Genomic DNA, 19,705 nt, shown 5'->3' on the forward strand with positions numbered 1-19,705 from the left:
GGGGCGTGCGCCGGACGGGAGCGGGGCAGGAGCCGCCCGTCTCCGAGTGATACCGCCCGCGAACGTCTCGATCCCGCGCACGGGCCGCCGCGCATGAAAGAGCCCCCGGTGCCGCAGCACCGGGGGCTCCTCGATCACGACGGGACGGTGATCAGTTCCCGCCCTGGTTCTCGTCGCCGCCGAGGCCCAGCTGATCGCGGGCGGCGTCGGCCCCGCTGTCGACCTGCTCGTCGAACTGATCCGGAGTGCGCTCCTTGATCTGCTCGGCCGCCGCGTCGATACCCTGCTCGGCCTGCTCGGAGTTCTCGCCGGCGAAGTCCTTCGCCTTGTTCAGCGCGTCATCGAAACCCATGATGGTCACCCTTTCGTTCGCGGAACCGCCCCACATCCGGGGCGACGCGGTCAACCTACGTCGCTGTGAAGCGTGACTCAAACGTGACCTTCAAACTGGCCGCGAACTGACCGGTTCTGCCCGAATAACCCCCTCACCGGGACGAGGTGAGCAACAATGGATGCGTGAATCTGCGCAGCTCGCCGGCGGACGGACCCTCCACCCCCTCGGAGCGTGCCCCGCTGCCCAAGGACCGGTCCGCCCGCTGGGACCACGTGCTGAATCTGCTCGCCTCCAGCAAGCGGCTGAGCGTCTCGGAGGTCGCCGCCGAGCTCGGGATCAGCGAATCCACGGTGCGCCGCGACTTCATGGAGATGGAGCGCGCCCAGCTCGTGCGTCGCACCCACGGCGGGATCGTGGCGATCGACGTCGCCTACTCTCTCGCCACCGTCCCCCGGGCCACGGACGAGAACTCGGCGCAGCGCGAGGCGGTGGCCGACTTCGCCGCGTCCCTGGTCGAGCCGGGTCAGATCATCGGCTTCAACGGCGGGCGCACCACCACGGCGACCTCCCGCCGCGCCGTCGCCCGTCCCGACATCGACTCCCGGGACGGCAGCCCGGGCCTGACGGTCGTCTGCGCGGCGCTGAACATCGCCACCGAGGCGGTGCTGCGGCCCTCCGTGCGCACCGTCGTCCTCGGCGGGGTCGCCGAGCCCTACTCCTTCGAGCTGACGGGCCCGCTGGCCACGGCGACCATGCGGGACCTGTGGCTGGACACGATGTTCGTCGGCACCGTCGGGCTCGACATCGATGCCGGCCTGACCTGCAACTCCGACTCGGAGGCCGGCGTCACCCGGATCATGATCGGCCACTCCCGGCGGGTCGTGGGGCTTGCGACGGCCGACAAGATCGGCCACCGCGCCCTCGCCGGCATCTGCCCGGTCTCGGTGCTGACCGACCTGATCATCGCCGGGCCGGTCCCGGACGAGCTGCGAGCCCATCTCGCCGAGGCCTCGGTGCGGCTGCACGAGGTGTGAACCGGCCAGGGCCCGGCCGGAGCCGCCGGCCGATGCCGGGGCGCGGGCCGATGTGAGCAGGACCAGCGATGCGCCCGGCACGCCTGCGCGAGCGGAGGCCCCTGTCCCGGTAGCGTGAGCAACCATGTGGAGACTCCTGCGCGGCAAGAACCGCCCGGACGGCACGGCACAGGACGCGGATCCCCGCGACGACGCCCTGTCGGCCCTGGCTCGCGAGCATCGGGCCGCCGCGAAGCCCGCCCGCAGCGGCGACGACCGGCCGGAGACCGCCGCCTCCCGCCGTGCCCAGCGCACCGCATCGGCGAGCACCCAGGACAGGCCCGAGAGCACCGGCGGCGTGGACATCGTCGTGGATCGGCACCTCGAGGAGGTCGGGGCCGGGATCGCGCCCGAGCAGGACGAGGACGACCTGCCCGCGCCGCCGCGCGAGCATCGTCCGCTCAGCCGGGACGACCTGGTCGCCGACGCCCTGGACCGTTGGGCCCAGCAGATCACCGGGGGCGTCACCGCGCCCTCGTTCCTGACCCAGATCCGGGCCGGTGCGACCGTCCTGGACCTCAGCCACTCCCACCCCTCGGGCCTGGCACAGCTGCTCGCCGGTCGCGGCCCGACCCGACTGTCCTCCCTGGTCCGCGAGGTCGGCGCCCTGGCCGACGCCCGTGCGCACGCCCGGACCATCCGCGAGGTGGCCGAGCGCCACGCGGAAGAGGTGGGCCTGACCACGTGCCATCTCGGCATCGGAGAGGCCACCTGGATCCCGGAGGACGGCTCCGAGCCGATCCACGCTCCCGTCCTGGTGCGCCCCATCACCCTGCGCCTGCGCGGCAACGCCCGCGAGGACGTCGATCTCGAGGTGGACACCACCGCCGACCTGAACCCGGTGCTGCTGCGCTCCCTGCGCGAGGCGGGCGTCGCCGTCGACGCCCGCGCGCTGCTGGCGACCACCGACAGCACGCACGGCTTCGACCCCAATCCGGTGCTGGACGCCTTTCGCTCCCTCGGCCAGCCGCTGCCCGGCTTCCGCGTCACCCACGCTCTCGTGGTCGGCAATCTCATGGACGCGGCCGGGTCGGTCGCCGAGGACCTCGCCATCGATCGCAGCGACTGGTCCTCCTCCCCGCTGATCGCCGCGCTCGCCGGTGACGCCGAGGCCCAGGCCGTGGTGCGCCCCGATCAGGGCGAGCGTGACGGCGACGAAGCAGCCCGCGCCGGCCGCGCAGACACTTCAGGCACCGCGGACACCGCGGATCACGCCGTTCCCGAGGTCCCCGAGGACGAACTGGTCGCGGCGGTGGACCCGGACCACCGCAAGGTGCTCGCGCGGGTGCTCGCCGGCCAGGACCTCGCTGTGGCGACTCCACCGGGAACCGGCAGCCTCGACCTCGTCGTCGACCTCGCCGAGGAGCTCAACGCCCGCGGCCGCAGCGTGCTGGTGGTCTCCCAGCGCCGCCGCAATCTGGCCCAGCTGGTCCAGCTCGCGCGCGGTAGGGGGCTGGAGGAGCTCGTCTTCGATCTCTCGCCGGACCCGTCGCTGCAGCGCAATGCCTCCGCTGCGCTGCTGCGCAGCCTGCGACGCGCCGGCTCCTACGGTCTGGGCGCCGGTGACACCGCCCCGGCGGAACTGGGCGAGACGCGCGAGACCCTGGTGGGCCACGTGGAGGCGATGCATCGCATCCAGCACCCGTGGGGAGCCTCCGCCCACGACGCGATCTCCGCGCTCGCCGCCTTGACCCGGCTGCGTCCGGCGCCCCGCACGCAGGTGCGCCTGCGCGCCGATGTCGCGGCCCAGATGGTCGGCGCCGACCGTGATCGCTTCGCGGCTGCTCTGCGCGAGGCCGCAGAGGTCGGGATCCTCTCCAGCGGGCCGGAGGAGTCCGCCTGGTACGGCGCGCCCATCAGCTCGGACACGCAGGCCGCCCGCGCCGAGGAGCTCGTCTCTGTGCTGCGCGAGGAGATCCTGCCGCAGCTGCGCAAGGCGTGCGACGTGACCGGCGGGAAGCTCGGCCTCGCCGAGCCCACCAGCCTCCGGCAGCTGACCCAGCGGCTGAGCCTGCTGGACCGTGTGCAGGCACTGCTGTCGACCTTCCAGGCCGCGGTGTTCGTCTCCCCGCTGGCCGATCTCGAAGCTGCGACGGCCGACAAGGCCTGGCGCATCGAGCACGGCGTGACCATGGGGTGGGGCACGCGGCGCCGGCTGCGCAAGGAGGCCGCCTCCCTGCAGCGGCCCTCCTCCCTGTCCCCGGACCTCCACCGCGACCTCACCGAGGCCCGTCGCGTCGCCGAGGACTGGCGGCGGGTCACGGCCGAGCGCGAGGCCGACAGCGGATCGAGCGCTGCCGCCTCCGCCTCGTCGGCCCCGCAGTCGCCGTCGGACGCCGACTCGCCCTCGGATGCCGTCTCGCCCGCCGGCTCCGGTTCGCCCACCGGCTCGGCCTCGTCCGCGGGCCCCAGGCGGTCCGCGTCGGCCCCCGGCTCCAAGCCGTCCCTTCCGCCGGATCTCGCCGTCGTGCACCGCACCGCGGACCGCGCCCAGAAGGTGCTCGACGAGCTGGCGGTGCTGCTGGATGGTACGGAGGCCGGCAGCGACCTCGCCCGCACCGACCTCGACGAGCTCGAGCGCCGCTTCGAGGCGCTGTACCGCGACCGCGCAGATCTCGAGAATCTGCCGCGCCGCACCGAGCTGCTGCGGCGCCTGTCCTTCGACGGGCTCGGCGAGCTGGTCGAGGATCTCCGCATGCGGCGCGTGCCGATCGACCAGGTCGAGGCGGAGCTGGAGCTGTGCTGGTGGCGCACCGTGCTGGAGCTGATCGCCGGGGCAGAGCCCACCATCTCCCAGTACGACGGCACCTCGCTCTCGCAGGTCGCCGAACGCTTCCGGCGCCTGGACGCCGAATACCTCGCCAGCGCCTCCGCACGGGTCCACGCCGCGGCCGACGAGGCCCGCGTGGAGACCATGAAGACCTACCCGGACACCTCCCGCGCGGCGATCGCGGAGCTGGCCCGCTCCTCGACCGTCTCGATCCGCGACCTGGCCGCGAAATACGAGGACATCCTCTTTGCCGCCCGGCCCACCTGGCTGGCCTCCCCGTACCTGGTCCCGCAGGTGATCCCGCGCGGCCGCCACTTCGACGTGGTGATCGTGGCCGACGGCGGCCGCCTGCCCACTGCCGCCGCCCTGCCCTCGATCGTGCGCGCCGAACAGACCGTCGTCGTCGGCGATCCGCTCGAGTACGGCGGCGACGGCGCTCCCAGCCTGCTGGACGACATGCTGCGCATCGCCCCGCACGTCGAGCTGCTGCGCGACAAGCACCCGGCCACCGACGGGCTGCGCACCTTCGCCCAGCGCCGAGCCCTGGTGGGCGAGGTGGTCGCCGTGCCCAGCCCCATCGCCCCCGAGCAGGACCGCCTGGTGCGGGTGGAGAACGGCCGCGGCGCGGTCACCGAGGGCATGGAGTACGTCGAGAGCACCGAGGCCGAGCTGCGCCGCGTGACCGACCTCGTCATCGAGCACGCCCGCACCCGTCCCGAGCGCTCCCTCGCGGTGCTCACGTTCACCGAGGACCATGCCCGGCGCCTGATGGACCGCATCATGAACACCGTCTCGGTGATCCCCGCGCTGCGCGACTACTTCGACCCCGGCGCCCGCGAGGTGTTCACGGTGCTGCCCGCCGCCCAGGCGACCTCGATCCTGCGCGACGACATCATCGTCTCGGTCGGGTTCGGCAAGACGCCGCACGGCCGGCTCCTGCACCGCTTCGGTCCCCTGTCCGAGCCCGACGGCCGCAAGGCCCTGGCCACGGTCATCACGCGCGCCCGCGGCCGCACCACCGTCGTCTCCTCGATCGACGTCCAGGACCTCGACCACACCCGCCTGCGCAGCGAAGGCGCCCGTGACCTGCGGGCGATGCTGTGGGTGCTGCGCGGCGGGCCCGACGTCCCCGTGCTGCCCCACGTCGCGGCGCTGACCGGGCGCGAGGAGCTCAGCGCCCCGCCGGAGACCGAGGCGCCGCGCCGATCGCCGGCCGCCCCGGGCGAGGACGCCGAGGACACCGCCGCCGCACGTGGCGCCTCGCCGGCATCGGCCGCTCAGACATCCGGCAGCAGCCCCGAATCGGAACTGTCGGACGAGGACCTCGACGCGGCCATCGAGGCGGCCCTGGCCCGGAAATCCGCTGATTCCGCGGGTGGCGGCGACACGGAGCAGCAGCCGAGCGCAGCCGATGTCGCGAAGGCGGGAGCTCCCTCACCGAGCGATCCTGAGCCGGTCGGCGAACAGAGCGTCGAGGATGACCGGGCCGGCGGCACGGCGACCACCGCGGCGGTGACGGACCCTGATGCATCAGGGGACGCAGCGCGCGGCCCCGATGCCGAGGCGACCGCCCAGGCCGACCAGGGCGCGCAGGGCGCGCAGGCCGACGAGGCTGCGGAGCCCACCGCCCCGCGCGAACTGGAGACCGACGCACTCGTGCGCGACCTCGCCGACCGTCTGTGGCGACTGGGACTGCTGGTCGAGAGCAACTTCGGCCTGACCTCGGACCGCATCGAGCTCGCCCTGGGGCACCCCGAGATGCCCGGCCGCCTCCTGCTCGCGGTGGACACCGACGGCGCCCGCTACGTGGCCACCTCCAGCCAGCGCGAGCGAGACCGTCTGCGCGCCGAACGTCTCGAGGCCGCCGGCTGGGCGACCGAGCGGGTGTGGTCATGGGCGCTGTTCATCGATCCCGACGGGGAGGCCGAACGCATCCGCCGCGCGGTGGACCGAGCCCTGCGACTGGTCCAGGCCGAGGAGCGCTCCGATTCGCCCAGCGGCGTCGGCACCATCCGCCATCGCCTGCCGCGCCCGCAGATCCCCGCCGGGCATCCGCTGTCCTTCTACTCCAGCGAGGATTTCGACGCCGTGGTGGAGTACATCTGCTCCGACGGCCGAGCCCGCCTCGAGGAGCACCTGGCCACCGAGGTGCGCAGCTTCCTCGGCTTCGAGCACCGGTCCGTGCTGCTGGACGTGTCGGTCTCCAGCGCGATCCGCCGCTACCAGGAACGGCAATGACCCACCGGGAGCGGCGATGAGCCAGCAGGAACAGCGATGAGCCGCCGGGTCGTGATCTCCTCGGTGACGGGCAAGCCCATCGCCTGGGACGAGCCCCAGGACGACGAGCCCGGCGAGTCCGAGCCGGAGCGTCGCCCGATCGTGCCGGACCGCCTGGCCGAGGAGGCCCCGGAGCCCGGGGCCGACGAATCCAACGATCACCGCATCGCCGGAGACGTCCCGCCCCACTGGGGACCCGGGCGCTGAAGTCCGTACCTGCGGTGTCGCCGCATGGCGGTCGTCCCGGCGAGTGCTCAATGCTCCACGATCTGCAGTCCTTCATCCATGGACGGTTCCTCGAGCAGAGACTCCAGATGCTCGTTGCCGGCGCGATCGACGAGGTGCACGAAGCTCGCGCCGTCGACCCGTCGTTGCTGTGCCCGCCGGGTGGACTCCTCGAGCGACGTGGTCAGTCGGTGCAGCACAACCTCAGCGCGCTCTGGTACCGCGCGTTCGAGCGCCCAACTTCGGTGGGATACTGACCACGCGTTCCAATCCAGCACGACCTGAATGTCCGCACGCAGAACCTGCTCGGCGACAGACCAGATCAGCTTCCGGGCCTCGGCCGCACTCTCGCCGTAGGCGGGGTCATCCAAGGCCAGACTCGGATACAGCCGCAGCATCCACTCGTCCAGGGTGAAGCGGACCGCCGGGAGTGTGTCCTCCAGATGCCTGGCGAGCGTGGTCTTGCCGGATCCGGCCAATCCGTACATGAGATGAACGCGACGATGCATGATCCCGACCTTAGACGTCCCCACAGCACCCGCCCCGTACGCTAGCGGCCATGACGGACCCCGCCTCGGCCCCCTCGGAGAACGCCGCCTCGGCGGAGCCTGGCCGGGAGCCGGTTCTGCCGCAGCACCGCAACCCCCTGGGGAACCTGCTGCGCGGAGCGCTCATCGGTCTGGTCGAGACCATCCCCGGAGTCAGCGGCGGAACGGTCGCCCTGGTCACCGGGATCTATGACGAGCTGATCGACTCCGGCCACCACGTCACCGCTGCCGCCCGCCGGCTGGTCACCGGCCCGGATCGCCTCACCTCGATGCGCCGGGAGCTGCGGGCCGTCTCCTGGATCCTGGTGATCCCGCTGCTGATCGGCATGGGCGCCGCCGTGCTGACCCTGGCCGGCCCCGTCTCACACCTGGTCGAGACCTTCCCGCAGACCATGCGTGCGCTGTTCTTCGGACTGGTGCTCGGCTCGGTCATGGTCCCCGTCCGTCTCTCCGGCGGGGCCTGGCGAGGCGCGGAGTACCTCCGCTTCGCCGTGGGGGCGGTCGTCGCGTTCGCGCTGACCTCGCTGCCCACCGCCACCCTCGAGCCGAGCCTGTGGATCATCGCGCCCGCGGCCGCCCTCGCGGTCAGCGCTCTCGTGCTGCCCGGCCTGTCGGGCTCCTTCATCCTGCTCAGCCTGGGGCTCTACCAGCCCGTGCTGCAGGCCGTCGACCAGCGGGACCTCGGCTTCATCGCCTGGTTCGGGCTGTGGGCCTGCGTGGGCCTGGTGGTGATGGTCAAGCTGCTGCGCTACGTGCTGACCCACTACCACCGCAGCACCATGGTGGTCCTCGCCGGGCTGATGGTCGGCGCCCTGCGCAGCCTGTGGCCGTGGCAGGACGAATCCGGATCCCTGCAGGCTCCCGACGCCGACTGGCTCGCGCTGCTGGGCCTGGCGGTGCTCGGTGTGGTCGCCGTGCAGCTGCTGATCCTGCTGGAGAAGCGCACCGTCTCCGAGCACAGCTGAGCCCGCGGCGACGGGGCGGGAGGCCGTTCGCGCCCTCCCTGTTCGGGCACCCGCCGTACCCTGGTCGTCATGACTGCATCCTCCTCGCACCCCGCCGCCCACACCTCTGCCGAGCAGTCCGGTCCGGACCTCTCCGGAGTGCGGATCGCGCTGATCGGAGCCGGCAACATGGGCGGCCCCGTCGCCCGTGCCTTCCTCAGCGCGGGCGTGACCGCCGAGAATCTGCAGATCGTCAACTCCACCTCCGCCAGCAGCGAGCGGGCCGCCGCGGAGCTCGGCGCCACCGCCGCCTCCCGCTCCGAGGCGCTCGAGGGGGCCGACGTCGTCGTCCTCGGGGTCAAGCCGTACCAGGTCCTGGATCTGCTCTCCAAGATCCGCGACTCCCTGCCCGCCGGCGCCGTGGTGATCTCCCTGGCCGCCGGCGTCACGATCGCCGCTATGGAGGCCGCCCTCCCGGCCGGCATGCCCGTCGAGCGGGCGATGCCCAACACGCCGATCGCGGTGGGGGAGGGCGTCGTCGGCCTCATGCGTGGCACCAGTGTCGAGGACGCTCAGCACGCCCTGGTCCACGCCCTGTTCGCCCGCGCCGGCGTCGCCGTGGACATCACTGAGGAGCAGGTGCATGCCTTCATCGGCGCCGCCGGGTCTCTTCCCGCCTTCACCTACCTGATCATCGAGGCGATGACCGACGAGGCCGTCCGCCTGGGCCTCAAGCGCGATCTGGCCGCCTCCCTGATCCAGCAGACCGTCCGCGGCGCCGCGACCGTGCTGAGCGATACCGGTGCCCATCCGGCGGCGGCCAAGAACGCGGTCAGCTCTCCGGGCGGGACCACCGTCCAGGGCCTGGCCGCGATGGAACGCGCCGGGGTCCGTGCGGGCGTGGCCGGTGCGATGGCCGCCGCCGCCGACCACTCCCGGCAGATGGCCGGCGACTGACAGGCGGTTCCCGCAGGCGCCGGGCCGGGCGTTCCGGTCGACTACTGGCGTGTGAGCGGGAGCCGTGGCGTATATGGCATCGGTTCCCGCTCCTCGACCAGTAGTCGACGGCCCTCCCGGTCACCATTGAGGCTGGGCCAGGCCGCAGCAGGGTGGGGGCGGCGCCGCGCTCAGGGCCGGTTGGAGAACTTCTCGATCAGATCCGTGTGCCCGGAGACGATCACCAGGTCGTGGGGGTCCACCATGGTGTCCGGCGCCGCGTAGGTGAAGTCCTTGCCCGGGGACTTCACGCCCACCACGGTCACGCCGAAGGTCGCACGGATATCGGATTCGGCGAGAGTCTTGCCCTGCACCTCGCGCGGCGGCCGCATCTTGACGATGGCGAAGTCGTCGTCGAACTCGATGAAGTCCATCAGGCGCCCGTTGACCAGGTGCGCGACCCGCTTGCCGGCGTCGGCCTCCGGATAGACCACGTGGTGGGCACCGATGCGCTGGAGGATGCGGCCGTGCGCTGTGGAGATGGCCTTCGCCCAGATGATGGGCTTGCCGAGATCGACCAGGTTCGCGGCGATCAGCACGCTGGATTCGATGGAGGTGCCCACGCCGACCACGGCGACGGAGAAGTCCGAGGCGCCCACCTGGTCGAGGACCTCGGGCTGGGTGGCGTCGGCGCGGACGACATGGGTGAGCTGGCCGGAGTACTTCTGGACCAGGTCCTCGTGCTCGTCGATCGCGAGGACCTGGGTTCCCAGCCCTTCCAGCGTGACGGCGATGGCGGCGCCGAAACGGCCCAGGCCGATCACCAGCACTCCCTCATCGCGTGCGCGGCGCGCCATGTCTCCTCCTCGTCCCCGGCAGGTCGCCGCGGGGTCCCGCGGGCCGGGCGGGCACAGTCTACGAGGTCCGCGGTCGGGCCCGCCGGGGATCAGCCGACGATCGGCCGCTCCTCGGGGAACTGGACCATCCGGCGGCGGTGACGCAGGGCGAGGGCGGCGCCGAGGGTCGTCGGCCCCAGACGGCCGACGTACATGCACGCGATGATCACGTACTTCGCCTCGGTGGGCAGCTGCGAGGTGATGCCGGTGGACAGGCCCACGGTGCCGAAGGCGGACAGCGACTCGAACAGTGATTCGTCCAGCGTGAACGTGGTCATCCGCAGCAGCAGGAACGTCGCCATGAACACCCCGGCGGCGCTGAGGACCAGGACGCCGATGGCCTGACGGATGGTCTCCTGGGGAATGCGTCGGCCGAACGCCTCGACGTCGGGATTGCCTCGCAGCTCCGCCCAGATCGACAGCATCAGCAGGGCGAACGTCGTCACGCGGATGCCGCCCGCGGTGGACCCCGAGCCGCCGCCGATGAACATCAGCAGTTCGGTCAGCAGGTGCGACTCGGCGGTCATCTGCCCCACGTCCAACGTGGCGAAGCCGCCCGAACGGGGCATGATCGAGGCGAACCCGGAGGCGAGGATCTTGGTGCCCAGCGGCTGGCCGCCCAGCGTGGCGGGATTGGTCCACTCCAGGATCAGGAAACCGAGCCAGCCGATCACCAGCAGCAGACCGGTGGTCGCCAGGGTGAGCTTGGCGTGCAGGCTCCACATGTGCGGGATGCGGAGCTTCTTGACCACCGCCAGGATCACCGGGAAGCCGAGCGAGCCCGCCAGCACGGCCAGGCCCACCGGCACCGAGAAGAACGGGTCCCCGAGGTACTGGCCGACTCCTTGCGCCTCGGGCACGAAACCGGCGTTGTTGAAGGCGCTGACGGCGTAGAACAGGCCCAGGAACAGGGCCTCGCGGACACCGTGATCGTTGAGGATCATGTACGGGGTCAGCGCGATGAACGTGGCGATCTCGAAGGCGGTCGAGGTGATCACGATGATGCGCAGCACCCCGCCGACCTCCGCCAGGCGCTCGGCTCTGGTCTCCTGCGCGGTGATCATCCGCTGGGCGAGGCCGAGGCGATGCATCACCGACAGGCTCAGCAGCGAGGCCAGCGTCAGCAGCCCCAGGCCGCCCATCTTCATCGCCACGATGATGATGCTCAGCCCCAGCGTCGACCAGTTAGACCCAGTGTCCACCGAGACCAGGCCCGTCACGCAGATAGCCGAGGTGGCGGTGAACAGGGCGTCGACGAAGGCGGTGCGCTGGCCGTCCGCGGAGGCGGCGGGCAGCGACAGCAGGCCCGTGAACAGCGCGATCATCAGCGTGAACACACCGAGGGCGGCTCGTGCCGGCGTGAGCTTGAACAGGGGAGCCAGGCGCTTCCACCAGTCGTCGACCGGGATTCCGAGCGGTCCGAGCACGCGACGCAGCGCGGCTCTGGCCTGCCGTCCGGTCATCGCTCCCCGTCTCGTCATCGTGCGGCCGGCCGCAGGCCGGCTCCGCTGGCGTCCTCCCGCGGCAGGTCGCCGCGCTCGGGGCAGTCTATGAGACCGCGCCGGGCATCCGACCGCACCGGACCGCTCGTGGGTACGCTTCGACGCATGCCCGATGCCGCGCCCCTGTCCGCCCCGACTTCGCACGCCGGCCCCGGCTCCGTCCCGGACGCCACCGGCCTGGTGCGGGACGATGCCCTGTCCGAGTACGACTTCGGTCCCTACCATCCGATGTCCCCGGTGCGGCTGTCGCTGACCTTCGAGCTCGCCCGCTGCGCAGGGCTCCTGGATCGGCCCGGCGTGGAGTTCCTCGAGGCGCCCGTGGCCACCGACGAGCAGCTCGGTGCCGTGCATGAGGCCGCGTACATCGCGGCGGTGAAGCAGGCGTCGCTGCCCCAGGATCTCGGTGCGGCCGACGAGCTGATCCACTTCGGCATCGGCGGGGACGACGTGCCGGCCTTCCCCGGGATGCACACGGCCTCCGCCCGCATCGCCGGAGGCTCGATCGCGGCGGTCGACGCGATCCGCTCCGGCCGGGTGCGTCGCGCGGTCAACATCGCCGGGGGCCTCCACCATGCCCGGCCCGGCAGCGCCTCTGGATTCTGCGTGTACAACGACGCGGCCGTCGCGATCCAACACGCCCTGGCCCAGGGGGAGGAGCGGGTGCTGTACGTGGACGTCGACGTCCACCACGGCGACGGCGTCGAACTGGCCCTGTGGGACGAGCCCCGCGCCGTCACCCTGTCGATCCACGAGACCGGCGAGCGCCTGTTCCCCGGCAGCGGCTTCATCCAGGACACCGGGGGAGCGGGCGCGCAGGGATCGGCCATCAACGTGCCGCTGCCGCCGCGCACCACGGCCGACGGGTGGGTGCGCGCGATCCGCGCCACGGTGCCCGCCCTGGTGCGGGCCATCCGCCCGACGCTCCTGGTCACCCAGCATGGGGCCGACACCCATCGCGTCGACCCCCTGGGGGACTTCAGCGTCTCCCTCGAGGCCCAGCGCGAGGTGATGATCATGCTGCGCGAGCTGGCCGACGAGGTCTGCGACGGCCGCTGGCTGGCGCTGGGAGGCGGCGGCTACGCGGTGATCGACGTGGTGCCCCGCTCCTGGGCGCAGCTGATCGCGGTGGCCACCGGGGACCCCCTCGAGCCGGACGCCGCGCTGCCGGCCTCCTACCTCGAGGCCGAGGGACGGGCCCGCAGCGCGCACGGGCTGTCCCCGGATCCCGGGATCCGTACCTTCGGCGACGGGCGCGCGCTCTCGGCTCGCGACTGGGCGACGGGCTACGACCCGGCCGACGAGCTGGACCGCGCGGTGCAGGCGGCCCGGCGCGCCGCGTTCCCCGAGTGGGGACTGGACCCGTACCTCGACTGAACCGGCTGGACCAACTGAACCGGCTGGACCGAACCGAACTGGCTGGATCGAACCGAACCGGCTGAACCGGCCGAACCGGCTGAACCAACCCTGGCCGGGTGACCGCGCGTGCTCTCGACGCCGGCCCTGCTGCCGGCGTCGCCGCCCGGCCTCGCTGGCGCGGGGTCCGATCCTGAGACAATGTCGCCACGTCGGCTCGGCACCGGGTCGTGCGCGCACAGCCTTCGGGGAGAACGATGACGACGAAGCCCACCGCGGTGCTCGACACCTTCGCCGAGCACCTGGCCACCGTGGATCTCCCGCTGCCCGTCGACGGCGCCGAGCAGGCCCGCGGGCAGGTCACCTCCGCCCGGTCCCAGCTCGCCGACCACGTCGTCCCGCGGCTGGAATCGCTGGACGCCCCGCTGCTGGTGGTCATCGGCGGCTCCACCGGCGCCGGCAAGTCGACCCTGGTCAACGCCCTCGTGGGCGAGACCGCCAGCCGCTCCGGCGCGATCCGGCCCACCACGCGCCGGCCCGTGCTGCTGCACAATCCGGCCGACGAACCCTGGTTCACCGGCACCCGCATCCTGCCGGGGCTGGCCCGGGTCCGCGCCGGCGGGGAGGCCGGTGGCCGTGGCGCCACGACCGGCGCCGTCTCCGACACCGCGATCGCCGGTGGGCCCGTGCCGGGCGGACCTGCGCCGGTGGCGAGGTCGGGCCCCGATGAGGAGGCTGCCGGCAATGTCCATCCCGCCACCAGCCTCGAGCTGAGCGCGCAGGCCCGCGTCCCCCAGGGCCTCGCCCTGCTCGATGCTCCCGACATCGACTCGGTGGCCGCCGGGAACCGTGAGCTGGCGCGGCAGCTCCTGCGCGCCGCGGACCTGTGGCTGTTCGTGACCACCGCCAACCGGTATGCGGACGCGGTGCCGTGGGAGGTCCTGCGCACCGCCGCCGAGCGCGACGTGAGGGTCGACGTGGTCATGAACCGCATCCCCGACCGGGAGGGCGTCTCCGAGGAACTGGCTACCGACCTGCGAGAGATGCTCGAGCGCCACGGCATCGACGTCGCCCACCTCTTCCTGGTCCACGAGACCGAGCTCGACGAGCAGGGGATGCTGCCCCCGGCCGCGATCGCCGAGCTCCAGCAGCACTTCTTCGCGCTCGCCGCGGACGCCGGCGGCCGGGGCCGGATCGCCCGCCGCACCCTCGCCGGCGCCATCGCCGGGCTCGCCGGGTCCGCGCGGGTGATCGCGGAGCACGCCCGCGCCCAGGATGCCGAGCGGCAACGGCTGCGCGACGAGGCCCTGGCGGCCTTCACCGGCGCCCGAGAACGGATCGACGAGGCCCTCGGCGACGGCTCCCTGCTGCGCGGCGAGGTCCTCGCCCGCTGGCAGGACGTCGTCGGCACCGGCGAGTTCTTCCGCGGCGTCGAGAACCTCGTCTCGCGGGTGCGCGACCGCATCGGCCTCGCCATCAGCGGCAGACCGGCCCCCTCGGTCGCCGCCGAGCAGGCCCTGGGCACCGGTCTGGTCCATGTCGTGATCGACGAGAGCGCCCGCGGGGCGGAACGGGCCGACGCCGCCTGGCGCGCCACCCCGGCGGGCCGCTACCTCGCCGAGGGCCGGGATCTCTCCCGGATCCCGGAGGGGTACCGCGAGCAGGTCTCCACCGCCATCCGCGCCTGGCAGGGCGACGTGCTGGAGCTCGTGCGCTCCGAGGGCGCCGACCGCCGCACCAAGGCCCGCCTGCTCTCCCTCGGTGTGAACGCCGTGGGCGTCGCGCTCATGGTCGTCGTGTTCGCCTCCACCGCCTTCGTGCCGACGGGGCTGGAAGTCGGCGCGGGTGCCGCGACCGCTGTCGTCGGCCAGAAGCTGCTGGAGACGATCTTCGGGGAGGAGGCGGTGCGCCGGATGGCGCGGGTGGCCCGGGAGCGTCTCAGCTCCCGGCTCGACGCCCTGGTCGCCGAACGCTCCGGACCCTTCCTCGACCTGCTCGACAAGCTCGGCGATCACGGCTCCGCCGACCTCCTGGAGGCCGACGCCGACGCCCTCGGCCAGCTCGCCGGAACCATCCGGGAGGATGCATGAGCCGCCGTCCCGATCGCACCGGCCGCCCCGACCGCACCCCGGGTCGCAGGCGTGGCCCGGCCCCGCTCGCCGAGCGCATCGACGCCCTCGAGCGCTCCGCGGATGCCCTTGAGGGCATCGCCCCCGGCGCCGACCTCGAGGCCGTCCGCGACCTGCTGGACCGCATCGACCGGCGTCGGGCGCTGTCCGCCGAGCACACGGTGATCGGCGTCTTCGGGGCCACCGGCTCGGGGAAGTCCACGCTCGTCAACGCCCTGGTCGGCACGGAGATATCGCGGGCCGCCGTGCGCCGGCCGACCACCGCCCGCCCGGTCGCAGCGGTGCTCGGCGCCGCCGGCAGCGACCCCCTGCTGGACTGGCTCGAGGTCGAGGAGCGCCATCACCTCGACGGCACCGGCGTCACCCTGGAGACCGCGGCCGCCCCCGTGCCCTCCCGTCGGCGCCGGAGGCGCAGGGACCGTGGCGCGGACCCTGACGGGGCGCAGAGCAGGGCGGCGAACGGGGACGGCGCCGACGACGGGACCCCCGGGATCGTGCTGCTGGACCTGCCGGATCTCGATTCCGTCCAGGCCGACCACCGCGCCATCGCCGAGCGCATGACGGGCATGGTCGACGTCATCGTGTGGGTCACCGACCCCCAGAAGTACGCCGACGCCGTCCTCCACCACGACTTCGTGCGCCCCTACGCCGGTCACGACGCCGTCACCGTGCTGGTGCTGAACCAGACCGACCGGATCCGCGAGAGCGAGCGCGAGGAGGTCCTGGCCTCCCTGTCGGGCATCGCCCGGGCCGACGGACTGGATCAGGCGCCCGTAATGGGGACCTCCGCGAGCACCGGCGAGGGCGTGGATCAGCTGCGCGAGCAGCTGGTTGCCATCGCCCGCACCCGCGAGGCCGCCGCCGCCCGTCAGCGCGCCGATGTCCGAGGCGGCGCCGAGCGGCTGCTCGAGGCCGCCGATCCGTCCGGGATGCCCGGGCAGGTCCCGCAGGCGGAAGTCTCGACGCTGGTCGAGGACCTGGCCACCGCGGCCCGGGTCGAGCCGGTGGCCCAGGCCGTCGGCGCCTCCTACCGCTACCGCGCCGCCGGGCAGGTGGGCTGGCCGCCGCTGCGCTGGGTGCGCCGGCTGCGCCCGGATCCGCTGGGCCGGCTGGGCATCGGCCGCCGCCGTGACGGTGAGGGGCTGGAGCGCACCTCGCTGCCCGAGCCCGATGCGGCCACCCGGGCCCGCGCCTCCGGCGGGGTGCGCCGGTTCGCCGATGCCGCCTCGGTGGGTGGCAGCGATCCCTGGCGGGCCGCGGTGCGCCAGGCAGCCCGCTCCCGGGAGGAGGAGCTGCCCGACGCCCTGGACCAGGCTGTCGCCGGCGCCGATCTGCGCACCGCGACGACCTCGTGGTGGTGGCCCGTGCTGAACATCCTGCAGTGGCTGGCCGTGCTCACCTGGGTGGTGGGCTTGGGCTGGCTGGTGCTGAACGCCGCGCTCGCCTTCTTCGCCATCCCTCCGCCGCCGATGCCCATGATCGAGGAGCTGTGGATCCCGATCCCCGTGCCGACTGCGCTGATCGTGCTCGGGATCGCGGCCGGCGTTCTCCTGGCTCTGGCAGGGGGAGCGATCGCCGCGCTCGCCGGCGCCGGCCACCGCCGCCGGGCCCGCACGGTGCTCACCGCCCAGGTGCGCGAGGTCGCCCTCAGCCACGTGGTGGCGGGCGTCGACGCCGAGCTCGAGCGCGCCGAGCGGGCGGCCGGGGACCTCGCGCTCGCGCGCGGCTAGCTGACTGCGTGCGATCTCGCTCACGCGTGCGGGCAGGTGCGAGCGATATCGCTCACCCGCGGAGGGATCTGCAGGCTCGCTGTGTAGAATGGCTGGTCGACCGTGGCGGCGGACCGCGCACCACCTCTGTGGAGACCCCGCGGGCCGCGCACTCCTGATCCGCTGCATTATCCCGCAGGCGTGGCCTGCAGAACAGAGGCAACCTATGGGTTCTGTCGTCAAGAAGCGACGCAAGCGCATGTCCAAGAAGAAGCACCGCAAGCAGCTTCGCAGGACTCGTCACCAGCGTCGCAACAAGAAGTGAGCACTGTGTGATGCACGACGGCCCCCGTCCTCGGACGGGGGCCGTCGTCGTCTGCAGGCGTCTTCGGGCGCGCCCTGTCGGGCTCTCAGGCCCGTCCGGTCAGGCGCCGCCACCACGGACGCTTGCGCAGTGTGGCGCGCAGCTGATCAGCCTCGACGCGGTACTTCGCGAACACGGAGCCGTCCACGATCACCACGGGGACGTCGTAGTCCCAGTCGCGGCGGAGGGTCTCGTCCTCATCGATGTCGCGCACCTCGACCGCTGTGCCGGCGCGATCGGCCTCGGCCCGCACCACCGGCAGGGCCTCCTCGCACAGGTGACAGCCGTCCCGGGTGAGGTACAGGATCCGGGCGTGCGGATCGGCAGGGGAGGGAACGCGCGGCGTGTTCATGGCTGGCACCTTATCGAGCGGACCGGGGACTCGGTGCCGGGGGTGGTGGCACGAACATGTAGCTCAGCGGACCGTGCCTTGCTCTGAGAGGGGGCACGGTCCGCTCAGCTACACCTTTGTGCCAGGCCGTGCCGGGACGAGAGTGTCCGCCCCGCGACGAGGACGGGCCGCCCGCACGAAGCGGACGGCCCGTCATGCACGTCTCGTACATCATTCGCAGGAGGTGCCGGTGCCGGGGTGCCGGTGCCGGCGCCGCCGGCTTCGGGCGGGATGCTCCTGCGGCCGATGGCTCGGACGCGGCGGATCAGGCGGCGGTCGGCGCCGTGAACTCCGCCTCGATGCTGATCTTGACCTCGTCACCGACCAGCACTCCGCCGGCGGCGAGGGCGGCGTTCCAGGTCAGCCCGAACTCCTTGCGGGAGATGGTGGTCTCGCCGGTGAAGCCCGCGCGGTAGGTGCCGAACGGGTCGGTGGCGGCACCCTCGTAGGAGAAGTCGAGGACGACCGGCTTGGTGACGTCGCGGATGGTGAGATCGCCGTGGAGCTTGTCGCCCTCGAGCTTGGTGGAGACGAACTTGATGTCGGGGTAGGTCTCGGCATCGAAGAAGTCGGCGCTGCGCAGGTGGTTGTCGCGGTCCTCCTGCGAGGTGTCGATCGAGGCCGTCTTCAGGGTGGCCTGGAAGGACAGGTCCTCGGAGTTCTCGCCGACGACGAGGCTGCCCTCGATGTCGGTGAACTGGCCGCGCGCCTTGGAGATGCCGGCGTGGCGCACCATGAAGCTTGCGGAGGTGTGGCCGGGGTCGAGGGTCCAGGTGCCGGGGGTGAGGTCGTTCATGCTTCGTCTCCTTGGGATCGAGGCTGACAAGAGATTCGGGCGTTCACCGAACTCGTGCTTGAAAGATAAACTATACTCGGGCGAGCGGCAACGGCAGTGCCCTCAGAAGAAGGAGACAGTGATGCAGGACATACAGTCAAGCGGTGCGGATCGGGCGTCGACGCCTGAGGAGCTCTGGCTGACCCACGAAGAGCAGGCGGCATGGCGCAGCTTCCTCTACGCCACGGCGCTGCTGAGCGACCGGCTCTCCGAAGCGCTGCAGGCGGATCCGGAGATCGACCTGACCCTCGGCGAGTACGAGATCCTGGTGCGCCTGTCCGAGGCGCAGGACCGCTTCCTGCGGATGTCGGAGCTCGCCGACCAGGTCGTCCACTCCCGCTCCCGCCTCACCCACACCATCGGCCGGATGGAGAAGCGCGGCCTGGTCGAACGGGTGCGATGCTCGGCCGACGGTCGCGGCCGGCAGGCTCAGCTGACCGAGGCGGGGCAGGCGCTGCTGGAGCGCGCGGCGCCGACCCACGTGCGCTCGGTGCGGGATCTGCTGCTGGACGTGATCGGCCACGACGACTTCCTGGAGCTGGGCCGGATCCTGGGCCGCGCGGTGCCCGAGGGGGCGCCCATCGCCCTGGGATGTCCGGCGCCTCACCCGCAGGAGCCGCCGCAGAGCTGATTCGGAGAAACGGTTGGTACCGTGAAGCGGCTCGGAGTAGGGAGGACCTCGCTCTCATGACCACCACCACCGTTCACCTCGTCCGTCACGGCGAGGTGCACAACCCGGATCGCATCCTGTACGGACGCATGCCCGGGTACCGCCTCAGCGACCGCGGCGCACGGATGGCCGAACGCGTCGCCGGCCACCTGGCCGACTCCGACGTCGCCGTGGTGCGCTCCTCCCCGCTGCTGCGTGCCCAGCAGACGGCCGCGCCCATCGCCGCCGCTCACGACCTCGAGGTCACCTCCGACCAGCGGCTCATCGAATCGGGCAACCACTTCGAGGGCCACCGGATGGGCCACGGCCAGGCACGGCTGAGGGACCCGCGCAACTGGCGCTGGTTCGTCAACCCGACCCGACCCTCCTGGGGCGAGCCCTTCCGTGAACAGCTCCAGCGCGTGATCGCCGCGGTGCACGACGTCCGCGCCGAGGCCGAAGGGCACGAAGCGGTGCTCGTCCTCCACCAGCTGCCCATCTGGCTGATCCGCCGCAGCGCCGAGGGCAAACCGCTCTTCCACGATCCGCGCCGGCGCCAGTGCGCGCTGTGCTCGGTGACCAGCCTGCGTTTCGTCGGCCCCCACCTGGCCGGCGTGGACTACGCCGAGCCGGCCGCCGAGCTCTACGCGGGGGCGGTCGATGCGACCGGAGGTCGCCTGACGTGAGTCCGCGCTCCCTGCCGTCCCCGTTCTCCGAGGAGTCCCGGCCGGCCCTCTTCGCTCTGCCTCCCCGTGCTGTCCACTCTCCCG

The 19,705-nt window shown here is 72.5% G+C and carries 17 protein-coding genes; 11 read left to right on the forward strand and 6 right to left on the reverse strand.

The window, feature by feature from the left end; translation table 11 throughout:
- Positions 1-151: 151 nt before the first annotated feature.
- Complete coding sequence (locus AC5020_RS09780; protein WP_377018172.1) at positions 152-352, reverse strand: antitoxin; 201 nt, start codon at positions 350-352, stop codon at positions 152-154.
- 164 nt (positions 353-516) lie between these two features.
- On the opposite strand from AC5020_RS09780, the gene AC5020_RS09785 reads away from it, so the two are divergent.
- From AC5020_RS09785 to AC5020_RS09795, 3 genes are all read left to right on the forward strand, one after another.
- Complete coding sequence (locus AC5020_RS09785) at positions 517-1,368, forward strand: DeoR/GlpR family DNA-binding transcription regulator (RefSeq protein WP_464988141.1); 852 nt, start codon at positions 517-519, stop codon at positions 1,366-1,368.
- A gap of 124 nt (positions 1,369-1,492) precedes the next feature.
- On the forward strand, positions 1,493-6,415 hold the full coding sequence (locus tag AC5020_RS09790) for a PDDEXK-like endonuclease domain-containing protein (protein WP_464988142.1): 4,923 nt from the start codon (positions 1,493-1,495) through the stop codon (positions 6,413-6,415).
- Between the two features lie 36 nt (positions 6,416-6,451).
- Complete coding sequence (locus AC5020_RS09795; protein ID WP_464988143.1) at positions 6,452-6,661, forward strand: hypothetical protein; 210 nt, start codon at positions 6,452-6,454, stop codon at positions 6,659-6,661.
- Positions 6,662-6,708: 47 nt separating this feature from the next.
- On the opposite strand, the gene AC5020_RS09800 is transcribed toward AC5020_RS09795, so the two are convergent.
- Entirely contained in the window at positions 6,709-7,188 is a 480-nt protein-coding gene (locus AC5020_RS09800; protein WP_464988144.1) for a P-loop nucleotide/nucleoside kinase family protein, read from the reverse strand.
- A gap of 50 nt (positions 7,189-7,238) precedes the next feature.
- Here AC5020_RS09800 and AC5020_RS09805 point away from each other — a divergent pair, with 50 nt between their 5' ends.
- Positions 7,239-8,192, forward strand: coding sequence for a DUF368 domain-containing protein (locus tag AC5020_RS09805; RefSeq protein WP_464988145.1), 954 nt, complete (start codon positions 7,239-7,241; stop codon positions 8,190-8,192).
- Positions 8,193-8,261: 69 nt separating this feature from the next.
- On the forward strand, positions 8,262-9,128 hold the full coding sequence (proC, locus tag AC5020_RS09810) for a pyrroline-5-carboxylate reductase (RefSeq protein WP_377804315.1): 867 nt from the start codon (positions 8,262-8,264) through the stop codon (positions 9,126-9,128).
- 170 nt (positions 9,129-9,298) lie between these two features.
- Here proC and AC5020_RS09815 read toward each other — a convergent pair whose 3' ends face one another.
- The gene (locus AC5020_RS09815) at positions 9,299-9,964 is read right to left on the reverse strand and encodes a potassium channel family protein (protein WP_377018166.1); all 666 of its coding nucleotides are present in this window, start codon (positions 9,962-9,964) and stop codon (positions 9,299-9,301) included.
- Positions 9,965-10,053: 89 nt separating this feature from the next.
- On the reverse strand, positions 10,054-11,466 hold the full coding sequence (locus tag AC5020_RS09820; protein WP_377804317.1) for a TrkH family potassium uptake protein: 1,413 nt from the start codon (positions 11,464-11,466) through the stop codon (positions 10,054-10,056).
- Between the two features lie 144 nt (positions 11,467-11,610).
- Here AC5020_RS09820 and AC5020_RS09825 point away from each other — a divergent pair, with 144 nt between their 5' ends.
- The 4 genes from AC5020_RS09825 to AC5020_RS09840 all read left to right on the forward strand — a co-directional run bounded on the left by AC5020_RS09825 (position 11,611) and on the right by AC5020_RS09840 (position 17,021).
- A complete protein-coding gene (locus AC5020_RS09825) occupies positions 11,611-12,879 on the forward strand; it encodes an acetoin utilization protein AcuC (RefSeq protein WP_464988146.1) in 1,269 nt (422 codons plus the stop codon).
- A 236-nt stretch (positions 12,880-13,115) separates the two neighbouring features.
- A complete protein-coding gene (locus tag AC5020_RS09830; protein WP_464988147.1) occupies positions 13,116-14,948 on the forward strand; it encodes a GTPase in 1,833 nt (610 codons plus the stop codon).
- On the forward strand, positions 14,945-16,717 hold the full coding sequence (locus AC5020_RS09835) for a dynamin family protein (protein WP_464988148.1): 1,773 nt from the start codon (positions 14,945-14,947) through the stop codon (positions 16,715-16,717). The genes AC5020_RS09830 and AC5020_RS09835 overlap by 4 nt, the downstream gene beginning before the upstream one ends.
- Positions 16,718-16,922: 205 nt before the next feature.
- The gene (locus AC5020_RS09840) at positions 16,923-17,021 is read left to right on the forward strand and encodes a 30S ribosomal protein bS22 (RefSeq protein ID WP_377018161.1); all 99 of its coding nucleotides are present in this window, start codon (positions 16,923-16,925) and stop codon (positions 17,019-17,021) included.
- 85 nt (positions 17,022-17,106) lie between these two features.
- Here AC5020_RS09840 and AC5020_RS09845 read toward each other — a convergent pair whose 3' ends face one another.
- Together AC5020_RS09845 and AC5020_RS09850 are read right to left on the reverse strand one after the other, a co-directional pair.
- On the reverse strand, positions 17,107-17,412 hold the full coding sequence (locus AC5020_RS09845; protein ID WP_377018160.1) for a glutaredoxin family protein: 306 nt from the start codon (positions 17,410-17,412) through the stop codon (positions 17,107-17,109).
- 304 nt (positions 17,413-17,716) lie between these two features.
- The gene (locus tag AC5020_RS09850; protein WP_377018159.1) at positions 17,717-18,247 is read right to left on the reverse strand and encodes a YceI family protein; all 531 of its coding nucleotides are present in this window, start codon (positions 18,245-18,247) and stop codon (positions 17,717-17,719) included.
- A gap of 121 nt (positions 18,248-18,368) precedes the next feature.
- Here AC5020_RS09850 and AC5020_RS09855 point away from each other — a divergent pair, with 121 nt between their 5' ends.
- Positions 18,369-18,917 carry a MarR family winged helix-turn-helix transcriptional regulator gene (locus tag AC5020_RS09855; protein ID WP_377793075.1) on the forward strand — a complete coding sequence of 183 codons (549 nt, stop codon included), beginning with the start codon at positions 18,369-18,371 and terminating at the stop codon, positions 18,915-18,917.
- A gap of 56 nt (positions 18,918-18,973) precedes the next feature.
- The gene (locus tag AC5020_RS09860) at positions 18,974-19,621 is read left to right on the forward strand and encodes a histidine phosphatase family protein (RefSeq protein WP_464988149.1); all 648 of its coding nucleotides are present in this window, start codon (positions 18,974-18,976) and stop codon (positions 19,619-19,621) included.
- Positions 19,622-19,705: the final 84 nt, after the last annotated feature.

It is taken from the genome of Brachybacterium sp. SYSU DS0246 (assembly GCF_059391765.1).

What these genes read in the sequence shown, in the direction of transcription:
- AC5020_RS09835 (WP_464988148.1), top strand. Translation starts at nt 14,945, where the DNA reads ATGAGCCGCCGTCCCGATCGCACCGGCCGCCCCGACCGCACCCCGGGT.
- proC (WP_377804315.1), top strand. Translation starts at nt 8,262, where the DNA reads ATGACTGCATCCTCCTCGCACCCCGCCGCCCACACCTCTGCCGAGCAG.
- AC5020_RS09780 (WP_377018172.1), bottom strand. Translation starts at nt 352, where the DNA reads ATGGGTTTCGATGACGCGCTGAACAAGGCGAAGGACTTCGCCGGCGAG.
- AC5020_RS09815 (WP_377018166.1), bottom strand. Translation starts at nt 9,964, where the DNA reads ATGGCGCGCCGCGCACGCGATGAGGGAGTGCTGGTGATCGGCCTGGGC.
- AC5020_RS09820 (WP_377804317.1), bottom strand. Translation starts at nt 11,466, where the DNA reads ATGACCGGACGGCAGGCCAGAGCCGCGCTGCGTCGCGTGCTCGGACCG.
- AC5020_RS09805 (WP_464988145.1), top strand. Translation starts at nt 7,239, where the DNA reads ATGACGGACCCCGCCTCGGCCCCCTCGGAGAACGCCGCCTCGGCGGAG.
- AC5020_RS09830 (WP_464988147.1), top strand. Translation starts at nt 13,116, where the DNA reads ATGACGACGAAGCCCACCGCGGTGCTCGACACCTTCGCCGAGCACCTG.
- AC5020_RS09850 (WP_377018159.1), bottom strand. Translation starts at nt 18,247, where the DNA reads ATGAACGACCTCACCCCCGGCACCTGGACCCTCGACCCCGGCCACACC.
- AC5020_RS09795 (WP_464988143.1), top strand. Translation starts at nt 6,452, where the DNA reads ATGAGCCGCCGGGTCGTGATCTCCTCGGTGACGGGCAAGCCCATCGCC.
- AC5020_RS09825 (WP_464988146.1), top strand. Translation starts at nt 11,611, where the DNA reads ATGCCCGATGCCGCGCCCCTGTCCGCCCCGACTTCGCACGCCGGCCCC.
- AC5020_RS09855 (WP_377793075.1), top strand. Translation starts at nt 18,369, where the DNA reads ATGCAGGACATACAGTCAAGCGGTGCGGATCGGGCGTCGACGCCTGAG.
- AC5020_RS09800 (WP_464988144.1), bottom strand. Translation starts at nt 7,188, where the DNA reads ATGCATCGTCGCGTTCATCTCATGTACGGATTGGCCGGATCCGGCAAG.
- AC5020_RS09840 (WP_377018161.1), top strand. Translation starts at nt 16,923, where the DNA reads ATGGGTTCTGTCGTCAAGAAGCGACGCAAGCGCATGTCCAAGAAGAAG.
- AC5020_RS09790 (WP_464988142.1), top strand. Translation starts at nt 1,493, where the DNA reads ATGTGGAGACTCCTGCGCGGCAAGAACCGCCCGGACGGCACGGCACAG.
- AC5020_RS09860 (WP_464988149.1), top strand. Translation starts at nt 18,974, where the DNA reads ATGACCACCACCACCGTTCACCTCGTCCGTCACGGCGAGGTGCACAAC.
- AC5020_RS09845 (WP_377018160.1), bottom strand. Translation starts at nt 17,412, where the DNA reads ATGAACACGCCGCGCGTTCCCTCCCCTGCCGATCCGCACGCCCGGATC.